Raw genomic sequence first — 15303 nt, 5'->3', positions numbered from 1 at the left:
AACGACTTATGCGATCTGCTCGACCTGCTGCACTTCCGGTACGAAGTGCTTCAGCAGGTTCTGGATGCCGTGCTTCAGCGTCGCCGTGGAGGACGGGCAGCCTGCGCACGATCCCTTCATGTTCAGGAACACCGTGCCGTTCTCGTAGCCGCGGAAGGTGATGTCGCCGCCATCCTGCGCAACCGCCGGACGAACGCGGGTATCGAGCAGTTCCTTGATCGTGACGACGATCTCCTCGTCGGCCTTGTCGTAGAACTCCCCGTCCTGCTCGGCGCGGTCGGCATCTGCCTGGCCCGTACCCGACATCACGGGCACTCCGGACATGAAGTGCTCCATGATCGCGCCGAGGATGGCCGGCTTCAAGTGCTGCCATTCGAGGCTGTCGTTCTTAGTCACGGTGATGAAGTCGTAGCCGAAGAAGACGCCGGTCACGCCGTTGATGGAGAACAGCTTGCCTGCCAGCGGCGAAGACGCCGCAGCGCTGTCCGCATCGCGGAAATCGGCAGTGCCTTCGAGCAGCACTTCCTTGCCGGGCAGGAACTTCAGGGTCGCCGGATTGGGGGTCGCCTCGGTCTGGATGAACATGGCTGTCTCCGTGCCGCTCTGGCGGCTACTTCTTTGGAATAGTTCTAAATAGGCTTGTTTACGGTGTTGTTCAAGCGAAAGCCGATAACGCTTTTCGCCCGCCAGCGGAATGATTTTCCGCACTCGCAGCCCGATTGACGCCGAATCTAGGCTAGGCTGTCGATGTCCTCGTCGGAGAGGTTTTGAGGCACAACTGTCACCGGAATCGGGAAAGCTGCGCCCTTGCCGGCGATCGACGCCACCAGTGGGCCCGGGCCTTCCTTGCCCGCGCCGGCGGCAAGCACGAGGATGGCAATATCCTGGTCATCCTCGATCAGCTTGTGGATTTCCTCGGCCGGCTTTCCCTCGCGGATCACCAGTTCCGGCTCGATGCCGACGGTTTCGCGAACCTTGATCGCATGCACGTCGAGCGCAGATCCGGCGGTCTGCATCGCCTCGTCGCGCATGATCTTCTCGACGCCCAGCCAATGCTGGAAATCGCCCGGCTCGATCACATAAAGCAACACAAGGACGCCGCCCGTGCTGCGCGCGCGCTTGGAGGCGTAGGCGACGGCGCGCTCGCATTCCGGCGTATCGTCGATGATCGCCAGGAACTTCCGGCGATGTCCGGCCTCGCGGCTCAGACGTTTTGAAACCATGGACCACTCCCTCGCGTCCGGTACGGCTGCATACCGGACAGGTCACGCCTACAATCTGCCACTCGCACGTGCGGGCGGCAAGCCGCCGCTGCCTGACGCAGCGTCGGCTCCTGACGATCCCGAAATCAGTTGTCCAGCAGGCCGATTATCTCGCGCACCGTCTTCATGGTCGCTTCGGCCCTGGCGCCGGCCCGCTCGCCGCCGTCGCGCAGCACCGAGTCGACATAGGCGTGGTCGGCGGAGATGCGGCGCATCTCGCCGGCGATCGGCGCGAGCTTCTCGACCGCAAGGTCGGCCAGCGCCGGCTTGAATTCCGAGAACTGCCTGCCGCCATATTCGGCCAGCACCTTCTCCTTGGTCGTATCCGCAAGGCCGGCATAAATGCCGACCAGGTTCTCGGCCTCGGGACGATCTTTGAGCCCGTCGACCTCGCCAGGCAGCGCGTCTGGGTCTGTCTTGGCCTTCTTGATCTTCTTCGAGATCGTGTCGGCATCGTCGGTCAGGTTGATGCGCGAAAGGTCCGACGGGTCGGATTTCGACATCTTCTTGGAGCCGTCGCGCAGGCTCATGATGCGCGCGGCGGGACCGCCGATCACCGGTTCGGTAATCGGGAAGAAGCCGTTCACCGTCTCGTCGCCTACCTTCATCTCGACACCGACGCCGAGCGAGGCGATGCGGTCCGAGAAGTCGTTGTTGAATTTCTGGGCGATGTCGCGCGTCAATTCCAGATGCTGCTTCTGGTCCTCGCCGACAGGCACATGGGTGGCGCGATAGACGAGAATGTCTGCCGCCATCAGGCTCGGATAGGCGAGCAGGCCGAGGGAGGCGTTCTCGCGATCCTTTCCGGCCTTGTCCTTGAACTGCGTCATGCGGTTCATCCAGCCGATCCGGGCGACGCAGTTGAAGATCCAGGCAAGCTCCGCGTGCTGCATGACGCGGCTCTGGTTGAAAACGATGTGCTTGCGCGGGTCGATGCCCGAGGCGAGAAACGCCGCGGTGATCGACCGTGTCTGCGCTGCAAGATCATCGTGCACGAGTTGCGCTGTCAGCGAATGCAGGTCGACGACGCAATAGATGCAATCGTTGCTGTCCTGCAGGGCGACGAATTTTTTTATCGCACCGAGATAGTTGCCAAGATGGAGGTTTCCGGTCGGCTGTACGCCGGAAAAGACGAGTTCCTGAAAGCCAGACATTCTTTTTCCTTGGGCTTGTGGAGGGCCACATCAGCATGATCCCGAAAAGTTGCAGACTTTTCGGACCAGATCATGCGTCAACAAAAACCCCGCGCGGCGAAGGTCCTGCGGACGGCGCGCTTATGGACGAGCGCACCGATATGTTCAAGGCGCTGCTGTCGGGGCGGCTGCCGGTAACGCAACATTATTGACCCTTCGGGTAGCAAAGACTGGAGCCTCTACCGCCTGCATCCGAAGCGAGAGCCATGAAAATCAAAACCGGACTAGTCCTTGCGTGCCTTCTGCTGGTGTTCGGCGTCTCGCGCGCTAATACCCAGGAGAATCTCGGCCCCAGCGTATCGTCTGACATTCGCTACGAATTCATCGCGCGATGGGAAGTCGACAGGCTGAAACAGATCCTGTCGACGGATTTTCCGAAGTTCGCCGGCATCGACGTCACGTATCCTCCGGCACGCAACGCGGTAAACCTTTATCGCGTCACCTACGGTTCGGTCGTGCCGGAGCAGTCCAACCGTCCTATCGTCGCGTCCGGACTTGTTGCGGTTCCCGACACGGGTGCGACCGCGTTCCCGATGCTGTCCTATCAGCATGGCACGGTATACGGAAAACAGGAGGTTCCCTCCTTCCCGGACCAGTCTCCTGAAACGCAGCTGATGATCGCCCTGTTCGCAGGGCAAGGCTACGTTGTCACCGGTGCCGACTATTTCGGGATGGGCATATCCTCCGAACCGGAAGGTTATCTGGTCAAAGGCAGCCACCAGCAGGCGACATTCGATATGCTGATGGCGGCACGCGCTGTCCTCGCCAACATGGGAATCGAGGACACGAAGCTGTTTCTGTCGGGTTGGTCGCAGGGCGGCTTCGTGACCATGGCGATGCTGGAAAGGCTAGAGGCGGCAGGCGTGCCGGTCGCTGCGACGGCGACCGCCAGCGCACCACTCGACCTGTTTCCACTCATGGAGGGTTTCCTCAACTTCCCCCGCAAGATCGATGCGTCGTGGATCAACAGCGTCATGATCCTGTCCGCATTCTCCTACGAGCACTACTACGGAGTACCAGGTCTGGCCCGCAGCCTGTTCGTGGAAGAGCACTACGAGACGGCGAAGAAAGCCTATGAGCGCACGCCCACCGATGTCACCACGCTGCCTTCCGATCTGCGCAAGCTGATCCGCCCCGAATATTTCGACACGAAGTTCTTTGGACAGTCCGCTTTCGGCAGGTTGATCGGCACCGCTCAAGCTTACCGATGGGTCATCGGCTCGCCCGTTCGAAACTACTATGGAGAGACCGACGAGGCGATCCCCGTCGGGATCGGCCAGATCGCCATGTTCTACCAGCATGCCATGGGAAGTGGGAACCAGAACGTGGAGGCGATATCGACGGGTGCCACCACGCATCGTGGCACCTACGCCAGGGCCGCCGTCGAGTGGAAGACCTGGTTTGACGGGCTTTAGACCCGTTGCGAGGCGCGCGCGTTCTGCTGACAGAAAATCGCGAAATCCCTATTCGGGATCAGGTGGGGCGGTAGGGGCAGGCGTTCCCTTGCGCCGGATGTTGCGGCGGATCATGCCGGCGTCCGCGCCGCCCAGTCCGAAAGCTGCGGCGAAGTAAAGGACCATTGCGCCAAGCACGATTATGCCCAACGCGGTGGCCTGCGTATGGATCGGCGACGCCGAGGCCAGCTGCGGCTCGAAATAATCCACGGCAAACCAGATCGCCGCCGCCATCAGCGCGGAGGCTACCACCAGTCGCGGCGTCCGCTTCATCAGCCCGGCGTCCCTGCCCCAGTGGCCGCGCCTTATCAGTACGCCGAGCAGCATCGCCGCGTTGACCCAGCCGGCGACAGCCGAGGCCGTGGCAATGCCTGGCGCGCCCATCGAGGAGAACAGCCAGAGCGCGATTGAGATGTTAACCGTCACCGAGATTGCCGCGAAGACCATCGGCGTCTTGGTGTCCTCGCGGGCGAAATAGCCCGGTGTAAAGGCCTTGATGAGCACGAAGGCCGGCAGGCCGAGGCCGAAGATGGCCAGCACCCGCGCGACCAGCACAGTGTCTTCCGGGGTGAACGCGCCGCGCTCGTAGAGTACCCGCACGATCGGCTCGGACATGGTCAGCAGCGCGGCCGCTGCCGGCAGCGTCAGGAACAGCGTGAACTCGACGGAACGGTTCTGCAGATTTGCCGCTTCGACCATGTTGCCGGCCTTCAGCGCGCGCGCCAGTTCGGGCAGCAGCACAATCGCGACCGCGATGCCGACGACGCCGAGCGGAAGCTGGTAGACGCGGTCGGCAAGGTTAAGCGAGGCGACAGCGCCCTCCCCGCCCGACGCAATGGCCGTGCCGATCAACTGGTTGATCTGTGTGATGCCGCCGGTAATCGCCGCCGGCAGCGCCAGCCACAGCAGCCGCTTTACGTTGGGAGTCAGGCGAGGCCGCCGGAATCCGATCCGGACGCCCGCGTGCCTGACGGCCACCCAGACGATGGCCAGTTGCACGATGCCCGCTGCCAGAACGCCCCAGGCGAGCGCATAACCGATGTTGGTCGCGTCCATGCCGCGATACCAGGCGTAGGCCAGCACGCCGATCAGAATGATATTGAGGAATACCGGCGCGATCGCCGCCGCGAAATAGCGCCGCAGCGAATTCAGCATGCCGGCCATCATCGCGCCCAGCGACATGCAGATCAGGTAGGGGAACATGATCGTCGCGAGCGAGATCGTCATCTCCAGCTTGTCCGGCTGCTCGGCGAAGCCCGGCGCGATCAGGTAGCGGACCAGCAGCGGCATCGACAGCTGCATGACGATCGTCAGCACCAGCAGCGCTGAAAATAGCACTCCGAACACTTCCTCCGAAAAGCGCTTCGCGCCATCGACCCCGTTTGCCTCGATCTCCTTGGCGAAGAGCGGCACGAAGGCAGCATTGAACGCGCCCTCGGCGAAGAGCCGGCGAAAGGTGTTGGGGAACTGGAAGGCGGCGTAGAACGCATCGGCGATCGGCCCGGTGCCGACGGCCGCCGCCATCAGCATCTCGCGCGTGAAGCCGAGTACCCGGCTCATCAGCGTGCCGGACGCGACTGTCGCGAATTTCCTGATCAGGCTCATGGATTGGAGCGCCTCACTCCGCCGCCGCCTTCAGCCTGCCGCGCTCGGGCGCACCGCCCTCCAGCGTCGCGATCAGCCGCTTCCTCACGGCCGCCTGCCGCGTCGGGTTCTCGATCTTGGCGCCCGTCAGGTCGGTCACGTAGAAGGTGTCGATCACCTTCTCGCCGAAGGTGGTGATATGCGCCGATGCGATGTCCAGCGACAGATCGGACAGCGCGCCGGTGATTTCCGACAGAAGACCCGGCCGGTCGAGGCCCTCGACCTCGATGACGGAGAAGCGGTTCGACAGCGAGTTGCGGATGTCGACGCGCGGCTCAAGCCGGAAAGCCTTCTGGCCGCGCTTGGGTTTGGTGCGCGTGGCGATCATCTCCGGCAGCCAGACCTTGCCCGACAGCACATCCTCGATCAGCTTGCCGACGCGCTCGGCCCGGCGGCGCTCGTCCTCGTCGCGATCGAACTCGCGGTTGATCAGGATCGTGTCCAGAGCGCGTCCGTCCGAGGTTGTGAAAATCTGCGCGTCGACGATGTTGCCGCCTGCTGCGGCGCAGGCGCCGGCGATCACCGAAAGCAGGCGCGGGTGATCCTGCGCAAGCACGGTGATCTCCGTCACGGCCTCGAAGGCATGTGTCTTCACCATCGTCGCCAGCTTCTTCTTCGCCGCATCCGCCTCGCGAACGAATTCGGCGTGGCGCAACTGGTCCTTCAGGTCGACGGTGAGCAGATAGTTCTCGTAGTGCAGACCAACATATCTCCGGCGCGCCTTCTCGGCCCAATCCGTAAGCCCGGCAGCCAGCTGCTCGCGCGCTTCGACAGTGCGTTCGGCGCGCGTCACCTCGGAGAAGCCGCCGGTCAGCAGCAGCTCGGTCTCGTAGTAGAGCGTGCGCAGGAGCTGGCCTTTCCAGCCGTTCCAGACGCCGGGACCCACCCCGCGAATGTCGCAGACGGTCAGCACGAGCAGCAGCTTCAGCCGCTCGACCGACTGCACGATGGACGCGAAATCGTCGATCGTCTTCCTGTCATTCAGGTCGCGCGTCTGCGCCGTCATCGACATGACGAGGTGATTCTCCACCAGCCAGGCGACCGTCTCCGTGTCGGCGGGAGACAGGCCCATATGCGGGCAGATGCGCCGTGCGATCTTCGCTCCGGCCTCCGAATGATCCTCGGGCCGACCCTTGGCGATGTCGTGCAACAACACCGCGACGTAGAGAACCTCGCGATACTTCTTCAGGCTCGGCATCAGCGAATGCGATAGCGGATGCACCTTCTCGCCGCCGCCACGCTCGATTTCGGCCAAGACGCCGACGCAACGGATCAGATGCTCGTCCACCGTATAGTGGTGATACATCGAGAACTGCATCATCGCGACGATCTTGCCGAAATCGGGGATCAGCCGGGCGAGCAGGCCGGCCTCGTTCATGCGGCGCAGGTTGAGGTCGGGCGCCCGGTCGGAGGTCAGCAGGTCGAGGAACAGGCGGTTGGCCTCCTTGTCGCGCCGCAGGGTGCGATCCACCAGCCCGAGCGAGCGGGTCAGCAGCTTCAGCGCGTCGGGGTGATACTCCAGCCCGTGCTTGTCAGCGAACCAGAACAGCCTCAGCATGTTCACCGGGTCGCGTTCGAACACCTTGTCATCGACGATGTTGATGCGCTGGTTGTCAACGATGAAGTGGCTGGTGCCGGCAAGCTTGCGCTTGCGGCGCTGGAACGACTGGAGGATGCGGTTGAAGCCTGGGCCGTGCTTCGCCTGCTCCTCTTCCAGCGCGGCGCAGAAGATGCGCGTCAGGTCGCCGACATTCTTGGCGATCAGGAAGTAGTGCTTCATGAACCGCTCGACGGCGGACAGGCCGGGGTGGCTGGTGTAGCCGAGCCGTTCGGCGATATCGCGCTGGATGTCGAAATGCAGCCGCTCTTCCGCCTTGCCGGTCAGGAAATGCATGTGGCAGCGCACGGCCCAGAGAAAATCGTCGGCCTTGCGGAACTGATTCAGTTCGCCCTGCGTAAACACGCCCTTGGCGACGAGCTCGTCGGCGCTGCGAACACGATAGAAATATTTCCCGATCCAGAACAGCGTCTGCAGGTCGCGCAGGCCCCCCTTGCCGTCCTTGACGTTGGGTTCGACCAGGTAGCGCGTGTCGCCGGCCTTGGCGTGGCGGTCGTCGCGTTCGGCGAGCTTGGCCTGCACGTATTCCGCACCGGTATCCTTGACCACCTCGGTGTCGAAGCGGGCCATCAGTTCGTCGTACAGCGCCTGTTCGCCAGACAGGAAACGCGCCTCGAGAATGGAAGTGCGGATGGTGATATCGGCACGCGCATGCTTGATGCACTCGTCAACGTTGCGCGTAGCATGACCGACCTTCAGCCCCATGTCCCACAACATGTAGAGCACGTATTCGACCGTCTTCGCCCCAAGCGGCGTCTGCTTGGTGGGCAACAGGAAAAGCAGGTCTATGTCCGAACCCGGCGCCAGCGTGCCGCGGCCGTAGCCGCCGGTCGCCACCACCGCCATGCGCGCGGTTGGCTTTCCGGTTGCCTGTTTGCCCTTGGATGTATCCGCTCCAACCTGCGTCGTTGCGAAGTCGTGCAGCGCGCGGATGATCTCGTCCATGAGGTGGGAGAGCCGCGCGGCGCAGGCGCTGCCGCCGCCGTCCTCGCGCAGCATCTCCTCGGCCTTCAGGCGTCCCGAAGTCAACGCCTCCTTGAACAGGGCCAGCGCCTTGGCGCGCCTGTCGCCATCTTCCAGCCCGGCCTTGCCGGCCAGCGCGCCGAGCTTGCGGTTCAGCGCCGCGCCGTCGATCATCTCTTCGAGTTTCAGGGGAATCTTCGCCATCGCGCCTCGCCGTCAGGGGCGTCTACCCCAATTCGAGCGGAAATGTGAGCGCTTTTCGATCCCGCGACGCGGAAAAAGCATGCCAGCGCGAGGTCTCGACCATCCGAATCAGGAAGCGGCGCGCACCTTGCGGCCGCGCGCAAACTCCTTGAAGTCGGCGGCGCTCAACGCCGGCGCGAATGCATGACCCTGGAGGCCGGTGCAGCCAAGCGATTTCAGCACCCTTGCATGCTCCATCGTTTCCACGCCCTCCGCCATCACCTCGATGCCCAGTGACTTGCCGATGTCGATGATTGAGCCCACCAGATGGCGCTGCGTGGGCGACGTCAGGATGGGCGTCACAAGTTGCCGGTCGATCTTCAGGCGCTTGGGTTTCAATTTCAGCAGGCTCACGATCGACGCATAACCGGTGCCGAAGTCATCGATCTCGATGTCGATTCCGAGCGCCTTGATCTGGTCGACGTTCCAGGTGAACTGGTCGTCGTTTTCGTCCAGGAAGATGGATTCGACCAATTCGAAGGAGATAGAGCCGGGCCGGATCGAGAGGTCGCGCAGGCCGCGGATGAGTTCTTCATCGTGCAGACGGCGCGCCGATACGTTGACGGATGCCTTGGGGACGTTGATGCCCTCGCGCGCCCACTTTTTCATGTCGTCCAGCGACTGCTCCAGGATCATCCTGTCGATGGTCGCGACGACGTTGAGTTCCTCGGCGATCTTCATGAAGTCGCCGGGCAACAGCAGTTGCGAACTCGGATGTTTCCAGCGCGCCAGAGCCTCGACGCCGATGATTGCGTGCGTCGTCGCGTCGAACTGAGGTTGGTAGTAGGCTACGAATTCGTTCCGCTCCAAGCCGGACAGAATGTCGTCGGCCGTCCTCTTCGTGGTGACGATCTCTGCCTGCAGCGCGTCGTTGAAGAACTGATACCGGTTGCGACCACGGCTCTTGGCCCGATAGAGAGCGAGATCGGCGTTGACGAGCAGCCTGCGCGGATCGGCGACCTGGTCGAGGTCGCAGGCGATGCCGATGGAGACGCCGAACCGGCACTCGTGGCCTTGGTACAGCACCGGCTGGTGCATTTCCTCGATAATGCGATCGGCAAGGCTTGCCAGAACGTCGTCCCAGCGATCCCTGTCCGGCGGCTCGATCTTGCATAGCACGATGAACTCGTCCCCGCCGACGCGGGCGACGAAATCGCCGTGGCGCAGGTTCGCCTTCAGCACACGCGCCGCGTGGACAAGCATCGCATCGCCTGCCGCATGCCCCAACGTGTCGTTGATCTGCTTGAAGCGATCGAGGTCGAGATGCAGCAACGCCGCGCGCTCGCCTTCGGTCTCGAACTTGGCGATGTGCTCGGCAAGCATCTCGTCGACGTAACGACGGTTCGGGAGGCCGGTCAGCGAATCATGCAGCGAATTGAATTCGATGCGTTCCTTGGCCGCGCGCAGTTCCGAATTGCGTGCCTCCGTCATCATGTTCGCGCGCTTCAGGCTTTCGGCAAGCGTCACGTCGGCCGTCACGTCCCAGTTCACGCCGACGATGCGGATCGCGCCGTTGCGGTCGCTGTAGGCCTTTGCGCTCTCGCGCAGGTGACGGATTTCACCGTTCGGCAACAGCAGGCGATATTGGGTCTGAAAGGCGTCGCCGGCTAGGTTCGCCCGTTCGGCGTCGCGAAGTACGCGTTGCAGGTCATCGGGATGGATGGCGCGCTCCCAATGCGTGTAGTCGCGCGGTCCGTTGTCCGGGGGATATCCGTAGAGCTGGTTGACGCGGCCGTCCCAGATCAGCTCGTTGGTCTCCGTGTTCAGTTCCCACACGCCGATCTGCGAACTGTCGAGCGCCAGACTGAGGCGTCTCGACAGCCCCTCCAGTTCCATCTCCCGGCGGCGCAGTTCGTCGACGTTTTTCAGTCGCTCCTCGATAAGCTGACCTACCGCGAGGGCCGGAATCAGGAGCAGTATCCCGCCCGCCAGCATAACGAGGCGCAGCGTCCACGCGTTGGGCGGCGTCTGGTCCCAGCCGCCGTTCGGCCTCGCAGCGATCGTCCATGACCCAGCCGGCAGAACGACATCGGCCATCACCGGATTGTCGCGCGCGATCTCCGCCGGACCGAAAAAGTGATCGCCGATATTTCCTTTTCCATCGCGACCTATGATGGCCACTTCGACAGGAAGGTCCTCGTCGAGCAGTCCGCTGTCGCGGTACAGTTTCTCCGCCTCTATGACCGCCGAGACGATCCCCCAGAATCGCTCGCCGCCCGCTCCGTCATCCACGAAGACCGGGAAGCGGGCGATGAAGCCCAAGCCGCCCTGCACAAGCTCGACTGGACCGGCGAGCACCAGTTCGCCGGTTTCGCGAGCGCGAAGAGCTGCCTCGCGCTGCGCCAGGTTGTTGCGATAATCCAGACCGATGACCTGCCTGTTTCCTTCCAGGGGATGGACCATGGTGACGACGAGGTCAGGCGCAACGGCTATGTTGCGTATCTGGGAGCGACCCGCGAGGAGGTTGTCTGCAAGCTCCGAGAACCGTTCCTGCGTCATCTCCGGTTCGGTCGCCAGCGTAGCGACGAACCCGCGTACCAGCTCCAGGTTCTTGTTGACGTTGCCCTCCAGCTTGGCGCGGAGCAGGCTGACATGAGACAGCACATCGGAACGCAGCCGCTCCTGGTGAAGCCGGTACGTCTGGAATTCAGCAAAAAGCCATGCGGTGACGACCACGATGATCGCCAGCAGCGCGAGCACGCTTGTCGGTTTCCAGGTCAGTCGCAGCATGCTGCGCAGGGCGAAAGGCGTCGCTCCCAATATTTCACCGTTAGCCGGATGTTCCGGTCACGCTAAGATCCAGCGTTAAATATCGTCTTAAGAAAACGCATGAATCCTGCTGGTTGCACGTAGTTTCGCGGAATATCGCACCATGGGTGAAAAGATCGGGGCAAACCGGTGCTGATTTCGCGGCAATTGTCGCGATCGCTTGTTCAACTGCAACTTGTCGTTAACCGCGACCCAGCTCGTGGCGCCCGAGGCCATCCGCCGCTAAATACAGGAAAGCTCGCATCCTCGCGGCCGCGAGACTGCGTAACCTCCGTTTCAACTGAATAAATGTCATGTCGGGCAGGCGTGCGCCTTACGACATGATGACGAAATCCCTGCCTGACTTTGTCTCGGGCTCCAGAGGCGCATCGGTCAGGATCATCACCATGCCGGGATGCATCCTCTGCTTCATCTGCTCAATGAACCCCGTATCGGCCGTCAGGCGGGTGAGCGCATCGCCTTCCGGCGGCGCGCCAGCGATGATCGAGTGCGTGATCGCCGTCCACTTCATGCCCTGGACGCCCGCGTCCGCCCCCTGCAGCACAAAGACGTGGCTGCCGAGAGGCCCGGAGCCCTTGATGGTCAGGTTGCCTGTTGCGACCACGTCGCCATCCTGCACCATCTCGATCTTGCGGTCGGCGGAGGACGCGATCACCGAGACGACCGGGTGCGTCTCGGCCTCGGTCCAGTCGGCCGGCTCCTTCTTGCCGTCGAGCCCAGCCTCGACCCGGCTGAACTCGCTTTCCGCGTAGCCCGACAGCACCATGCCGGGATGTGTCAGTTCCCATGGGTCGGCATGGTTCCCGGAGATGATCACCGGGGTTCCAAGATAGGTGATGCCAAAGAGCTTCGCGGAAAAATCGAGCGGAAGATGCACGCAGCCGTGCGAGGAGGGATAGCCGGGCAGGCCGCCGGCATGCAGCGCCACGCCGGACCAGGTCAGCCGTTCGGTATTCGGCATCGACGCCTCGTTGTAGGTCGATGAATGGTGCACCTTGGCCTTCTGCAGAACAACGAAAACGCCGGTCGGCGTTTCGTGACCGGGTTTTCCTGTCGAGACAGTAGAGACGGCTATGCGGATGCCGTTACGATAGACGTGTACAAGCTGCTCGGGCAGCGACACAACGATCGCCACCGGCCCTGTCGGCTGGCGGTCGGGGTGCCATGTGTACTCGCCGGGCTTGAGGTCGCTGATCTCCTTCAGCACCTCCTGCCCCAAGCTTTCCGCCGCCACCAGCATCAGCCCGGTCGTAAGACCGCCTTTCAGCAGGTCACGCCTGCTCATGGCGCGCAGTCTGTCGATCATCATAAAGGCGCTCCAGTGCTGGAAACCGTCGCAACCTGTTAGCGGATTCGCTTTCCTTTAGGAATCCGCCTTCAAGGCGAAAGTCGCCATGCCGAAGGTGGCCATTGCGCCACGCAAAACTTCCGCCGTAAAGATGGGCGATGCGCCGGATGGCGGTAATGCTCGTGGCGGGGGACGGGTGGCGGACAAGACGATATCGGGTTTCGCGCGCAGGAGTTTGGCCCGCGCCTTTGCGGTCGTGGTGACGCTGTTCGCGCGTTTTGTAACCGCCGTGCGCGGCCAATGGGTCGGCAACGAACCGTCGCGCAAACGTCGCATCTATTTCGCCAATCACACCAGCCATGGCGACTTCGTCCTGATCTGGATCGTTCTGCCGCCGCGCCTGCGCCGCAAGACGCGCCCCGTGGCTGCGTCCGACTACTGGCTGAAATCGAAGCTCAGGAGTTTTATCGGCCGCGACGTCTTCCACGCCGTCCTGATCGACCGCAACAAGGAGACGCGCACCGAGGACCCGATCGCACTCATGCAGGATGCGGTCGACAGGGGCGCCTCGCTCATCCTGTTTCCGGAAGGCAGGCGCAACGATACCGACGCGCCGCTGCTGCCCCTGAAGGCCGGCATCTACAACCTCGCCGTCAGCCGCCCGCACATCGAACTCGTGCCGGTGTGGATCGAAAACCTCAACCGCGTGATGCCAAGGGGTGAGTTCATTCCCGTGCCGCTGATGTGCACGGTCACCTTTGGTCCGACCATGCAGGTTGCCGAAGGCGAGCCCGTCGGCGCGTTCCTCGATCGCGCTCGCGATGCGCTGCTCGCTTTGAAACCGGCCCGCAACGGAAGCGCGTCGCCATGAGCATCCATCCCGATCTCCTGCACCTGCTGATGGGCATCGGAGCGATCCTCGTCGTCGCCTCGATTGCCGGCTACATCCTGCAGCACCGATTCTCGCCCGATGGCTCCAACTCGGCCATCGAGAATCTCAATGAGCGCATCCGCGCCTGGTGGGTCATGGCAGTGCTGCTCGCCATAGCCTTCATCGGCGGACGCACAGGTGTCATCCTGCTGTTCGGCTTCTGCTCGTTCGCGGCGCTGCGCGAATTCCTGACGCTCACCAATGCGCGCCGCGCCGACCACTGGTCGCTGGTCGCCGCCTTCTTCATCGTCCTGCCCTACCAGTATTATCTGGTCTGGAGCGACTGGTATGGCATGTATTCGATCTTCGTGCCGGTCTATGTCTTCCTGCTGCTGCCCATCGTCTCGGCGCTGCGCGGCGAGACCGACGGCTATCTCGTGCGCATCGCCGAGGTGCAGTGGGCGCTGATGATCTGCATCTTCTGCGCCTCCTTCGTGCCGGCGCTGCTCAACCTCGACATTCCCGGTTTCGAAGGCCGCAACGTCATGCTGATCGCCTTCCTGATCGTCGTCGTGCAGCTTTCCGACGTGCTGCAATATGTGTGGGGCAAGCTGATCGGAAAACGGAAGATCGCGCCGCGCCTGTCGCCGTCCAAGACCGTCGAGGGTTTTGTCGGCGGAGTGCTCAGCGCCACGCTGATCGGCGCGAGCCTCTGGTGGATGACGCCCTTTACCTTCCTGCAGGCCGGGCTGCTTGCCTTCATCATCGCCATCCTCGGCTTCTTCGGTGGTCTCGTGATGTCGGCCATCAAGCGCGACCGCGGAGTCAAGGACTGGGGCCATGTCATCGCCGGCCATGGCGGCTTTATTGACCGTTTGGACTCGGTGGTCTTTTCCGCACCGATCTTCTTCCACCTCGTGCGTTATTTCTGGTCGGTAGACCTGCCGGCATGAGCGACAGTCTCGCGCGCAGTTCCTTCGTTCACGTCGCCATCGCCTTCCTGGCGATGGGAAGCTGGGCAGTCTTCGCCAACCGCGCGCATCCGATGCCTCAACCGCTGGTCGCTGGCATGGTTCAGGGTGCATTGTCGGGCGCAATCACCTTCGTGCTGAAGCGCATGCTGGAAGCGCTCTCTGCGCGCTTCTCTGGCATCGCCGCGCTTGTCCTGCCGCCGTTGATCGCGATCGTGCTCTCGCTCGTCATCCTCACCGCGATCCACACCCTTGCCGGCACGCCTGAAATCCTCGCTACCATCGCGCTGCCTACGAGCGTCACTGCCGCCTATTCAACGATCTACACCGCAGCGCTGTGGCGAGGCCGGAGGACATCATGACCGGAGCGGACGACAACAGGCGGCCGCTCGCAAGCCGCCAGACCGGCTGGGCCGCTTCGTTTACCCGCAAGCTCGCCGCGACCGACATCACGCCCAACCAGATTTCCATCGCCAGCATGGTCTTGGCGGCCCTCGCCGGCGCTGCCTTCTGGTTGGCCGGATCGTCGGACGGCGCCGGTTCCCGCGCCGCTCTCCTCATCGCCGCAGCCGCCTTCTGCCAGCTTCGCCTGCTCTGCAATCTGTTCGACGGCATGGTCGCGATCGAAGCTGGAAAAAGCGCACCTGACGGAGGCTTCTGGAACGAATTTCCCGACCGCGTCTCCGACCTCCTCATCTTCGCGGGCCTTGGCTACGGCCTCGGCGAACCCGCGCTCGGCTGGGCCGCCGCCGCGCTCGCCATCTTCACCGCCTATGTTCGCGAACTGGGACGGGCATGCGGCCTGCCGGCCGATTTCTCCGGCCCCATGGCCAAGCCGCAGCGCATGGCGCTGGTCACTGCCGCTGCGCTCATCTCCATCCTCGAACCTCTCTGGAACGGCCGCAACGAGATCCTGCTCGCCGCGCTGTGGATCGTCGCCATCGGCTCGGGCGTCACCGTCCTGCGCCGCTCATGGCGGATCGTTCGGGCGCTGCGGGCATGAGGGCGCCGCCTCCCGGCTGACGCG

General features: G+C 63.0%; 13 protein-coding genes. 6 read left to right on the top strand and 7 right to left on the bottom strand.

Going from position 1 to position 15303, the window contains the following annotated elements; translation table 11 throughout:
* Positions 1–6: 6 nt before the first annotated feature.
* The 3 genes from ABMA32_RS04635 to trpS form a co-directional block, all read right to left on the bottom strand.
* Complete coding sequence (locus ABMA32_RS04635; RefSeq protein WP_349012549.1) at positions 7–585, bottom strand: NifU family protein; 579 nt, start codon at positions 583–585, stop codon at positions 7–9.
* Between the two features lie 146 nt (positions 586–731).
* Complete coding sequence (locus ABMA32_RS04630) at positions 732–1223, bottom strand: universal stress protein (protein WP_349012548.1); 492 nt, start codon at positions 1221–1223, stop codon at positions 732–734.
* 125 nt (positions 1224–1348) lie between these two features.
* The gene (gene trpS, locus ABMA32_RS04625; RefSeq protein WP_349012547.1) at positions 1349–2416 is read right to left on the bottom strand and encodes a tryptophan--tRNA ligase; all 1068 of its coding nucleotides are present in this window, start codon (positions 2414–2416) and stop codon (positions 1349–1351) included.
* Positions 2417–2451: 35 nt separating this feature from the next.
* Here trpS and ABMA32_RS04620 point away from each other — a divergent pair, with 35 nt between their 5' ends.
* Together ABMA32_RS04620 and ABMA32_RS04615 are read left to right on the top strand one after the other, a co-directional pair.
* The gene (locus ABMA32_RS04620; protein ID WP_349012546.1) at positions 2452–2607 is read left to right on the top strand and encodes a hypothetical protein; all 156 of its coding nucleotides are present in this window, start codon (positions 2452–2454) and stop codon (positions 2605–2607) included.
* Between the two features lie 54 nt (positions 2608–2661).
* Positions 2662–3870, top strand: a complete 1209-nt coding sequence (locus ABMA32_RS04615) for an alpha/beta hydrolase (RefSeq protein ID WP_349012545.1) — start codon at positions 2662–2664, stop codon at positions 3868–3870.
* Positions 3871–3918: 48 nt separating this feature from the next.
* Here the strand turns inward: ABMA32_RS04615 and murJ are convergent, their stop codons facing one another.
* The 4 genes from murJ to ABMA32_RS04595 form a co-directional block, all read right to left on the bottom strand.
* Positions 3919–5514 (bottom strand): murein biosynthesis integral membrane protein MurJ, encoded by a 1596-nt coding sequence (murJ, locus tag ABMA32_RS04610; RefSeq protein ID WP_349012544.1) that lies wholly within the window; start codon positions 5512–5514, stop codon positions 3919–3921.
* Positions 5515–5527: 13 nt separating this feature from the next.
* Entirely contained in the window at positions 5528–8338 is a 2811-nt protein-coding gene (locus ABMA32_RS04605; protein ID WP_349012543.1) for a [protein-PII] uridylyltransferase, read from the bottom strand.
* A 108-nt stretch (positions 8339–8446) separates the two neighbouring features.
* The gene (locus ABMA32_RS04600; RefSeq protein ID WP_425475495.1) at positions 8447–11107 is read right to left on the bottom strand and encodes a bifunctional diguanylate cyclase/phosphodiesterase; all 2661 of its coding nucleotides are present in this window, start codon (positions 11105–11107) and stop codon (positions 8447–8449) included.
* A 352-nt stretch (positions 11108–11459) separates the two neighbouring features.
* A complete protein-coding gene (locus tag ABMA32_RS04595) occupies positions 11460–12455 on the bottom strand; it encodes a L,D-transpeptidase (protein ID WP_349012541.1) in 996 nt (331 codons plus the stop codon).
* An 85-nt stretch (positions 12456–12540) separates the two neighbouring features.
* Here ABMA32_RS04595 and ABMA32_RS04590 point away from each other — a divergent pair, with 85 nt between their 5' ends.
* From ABMA32_RS04590 to ABMA32_RS04575, 4 genes are read left to right on the top strand one after another with little or no spacing between them, the layout of a single operon-like run.
* Positions 12541–13305 (top strand): lysophospholipid acyltransferase family protein, encoded by a 765-nt coding sequence (locus tag ABMA32_RS04590; protein WP_349012540.1) that lies wholly within the window; start codon positions 12541–12543, stop codon positions 13303–13305.
* The gene (locus ABMA32_RS04585; protein WP_349012539.1) at positions 13302–14258 is read left to right on the top strand and encodes a phosphatidate cytidylyltransferase; all 957 of its coding nucleotides are present in this window, start codon (positions 13302–13304) and stop codon (positions 14256–14258) included. The genes ABMA32_RS04590 and ABMA32_RS04585 overlap by 4 nt, the downstream gene beginning before the upstream one ends.
* Positions 14255–14638 (top strand): hypothetical protein, encoded by a 384-nt coding sequence (locus ABMA32_RS04580; RefSeq protein ID WP_349012538.1) that lies wholly within the window; start codon positions 14255–14257, stop codon positions 14636–14638. The genes ABMA32_RS04585 and ABMA32_RS04580 overlap by 4 nt, the downstream gene beginning before the upstream one ends.
* The gene (locus ABMA32_RS04575) at positions 14635–15279 is read left to right on the top strand and encodes a CDP-alcohol phosphatidyltransferase family protein (RefSeq protein WP_349012537.1); all 645 of its coding nucleotides are present in this window, start codon (positions 14635–14637) and stop codon (positions 15277–15279) included. The genes ABMA32_RS04580 and ABMA32_RS04575 overlap by 4 nt, the downstream gene beginning before the upstream one ends.
* Positions 15280–15303: the final 24 nt, after the last annotated feature.

Origin of the sequence: Mesorhizobium quangtriensis (assembly GCF_040081925.1) — a bacterium.
GTDB lineage: Bacteria > Pseudomonadota > Alphaproteobacteria > Rhizobiales > Rhizobiaceae > Mesorhizobium_K > Mesorhizobium_K quangtriensis.
This window is presented reverse-complemented; position numbering and strand designations above follow the sequence as displayed.

Bases quoted from the DNA above. Each gene is read 5' to 3' on its own strand.
- ABMA32_RS04615 (WP_349012545.1), top strand. From the start codon at position 2,662: ATGAAAATCAAAACCGGACTAGTCCTTGCGTGCCTTCTGCTGGTGTTC.
- ABMA32_RS04635 (WP_349012549.1), bottom strand. From the start codon at position 585: ATGTTCATCCAGACCGAGGCGACCCCCAATCCGGCGACCCTGAAGTTC.
- ABMA32_RS04590 (WP_349012540.1), top strand. From the start codon at position 12,541: ATGCCGAAGGTGGCCATTGCGCCACGCAAAACTTCCGCCGTAAAGATG.
- trpS (WP_349012547.1), bottom strand. From the start codon at position 2,416: ATGTCTGGCTTTCAGGAACTCGTCTTTTCCGGCGTACAGCCGACCGGA.
- ABMA32_RS04580 (WP_349012538.1), top strand. From the start codon at position 14,255: ATGAGCGACAGTCTCGCGCGCAGTTCCTTCGTTCACGTCGCCATCGCC.
- ABMA32_RS04630 (WP_349012548.1), bottom strand. From the start codon at position 1,223: ATGGTTTCAAAACGTCTGAGCCGCGAGGCCGGACATCGCCGGAAGTTC.
- ABMA32_RS04585 (WP_349012539.1), top strand. From the start codon at position 13,302: ATGAGCATCCATCCCGATCTCCTGCACCTGCTGATGGGCATCGGAGCG.
- ABMA32_RS04600 (WP_425475495.1), bottom strand. From the start codon at position 11,107: ATGCTGCGACTGACCTGGAAACCGACAAGCGTGCTCGCGCTGCTGGCG.
- ABMA32_RS04620 (WP_349012546.1), top strand. From the start codon at position 2,452: ATGATCCCGAAAAGTTGCAGACTTTTCGGACCAGATCATGCGTCAACA.
- ABMA32_RS04605 (WP_349012543.1), bottom strand. From the start codon at position 8,338: ATGGCGAAGATTCCCCTGAAACTCGAAGAGATGATCGACGGCGCGGCG.
- murJ (WP_349012544.1), bottom strand. From the start codon at position 5,514: ATGAGCCTGATCAGGAAATTCGCGACAGTCGCGTCCGGCACGCTGATG.
- ABMA32_RS04575 (WP_349012537.1), top strand. From the start codon at position 14,635: ATGACCGGAGCGGACGACAACAGGCGGCCGCTCGCAAGCCGCCAGACC.
- ABMA32_RS04595 (WP_349012541.1), bottom strand. From the start codon at position 12,455: ATGATGATCGACAGACTGCGCGCCATGAGCAGGCGTGACCTGCTGAAA.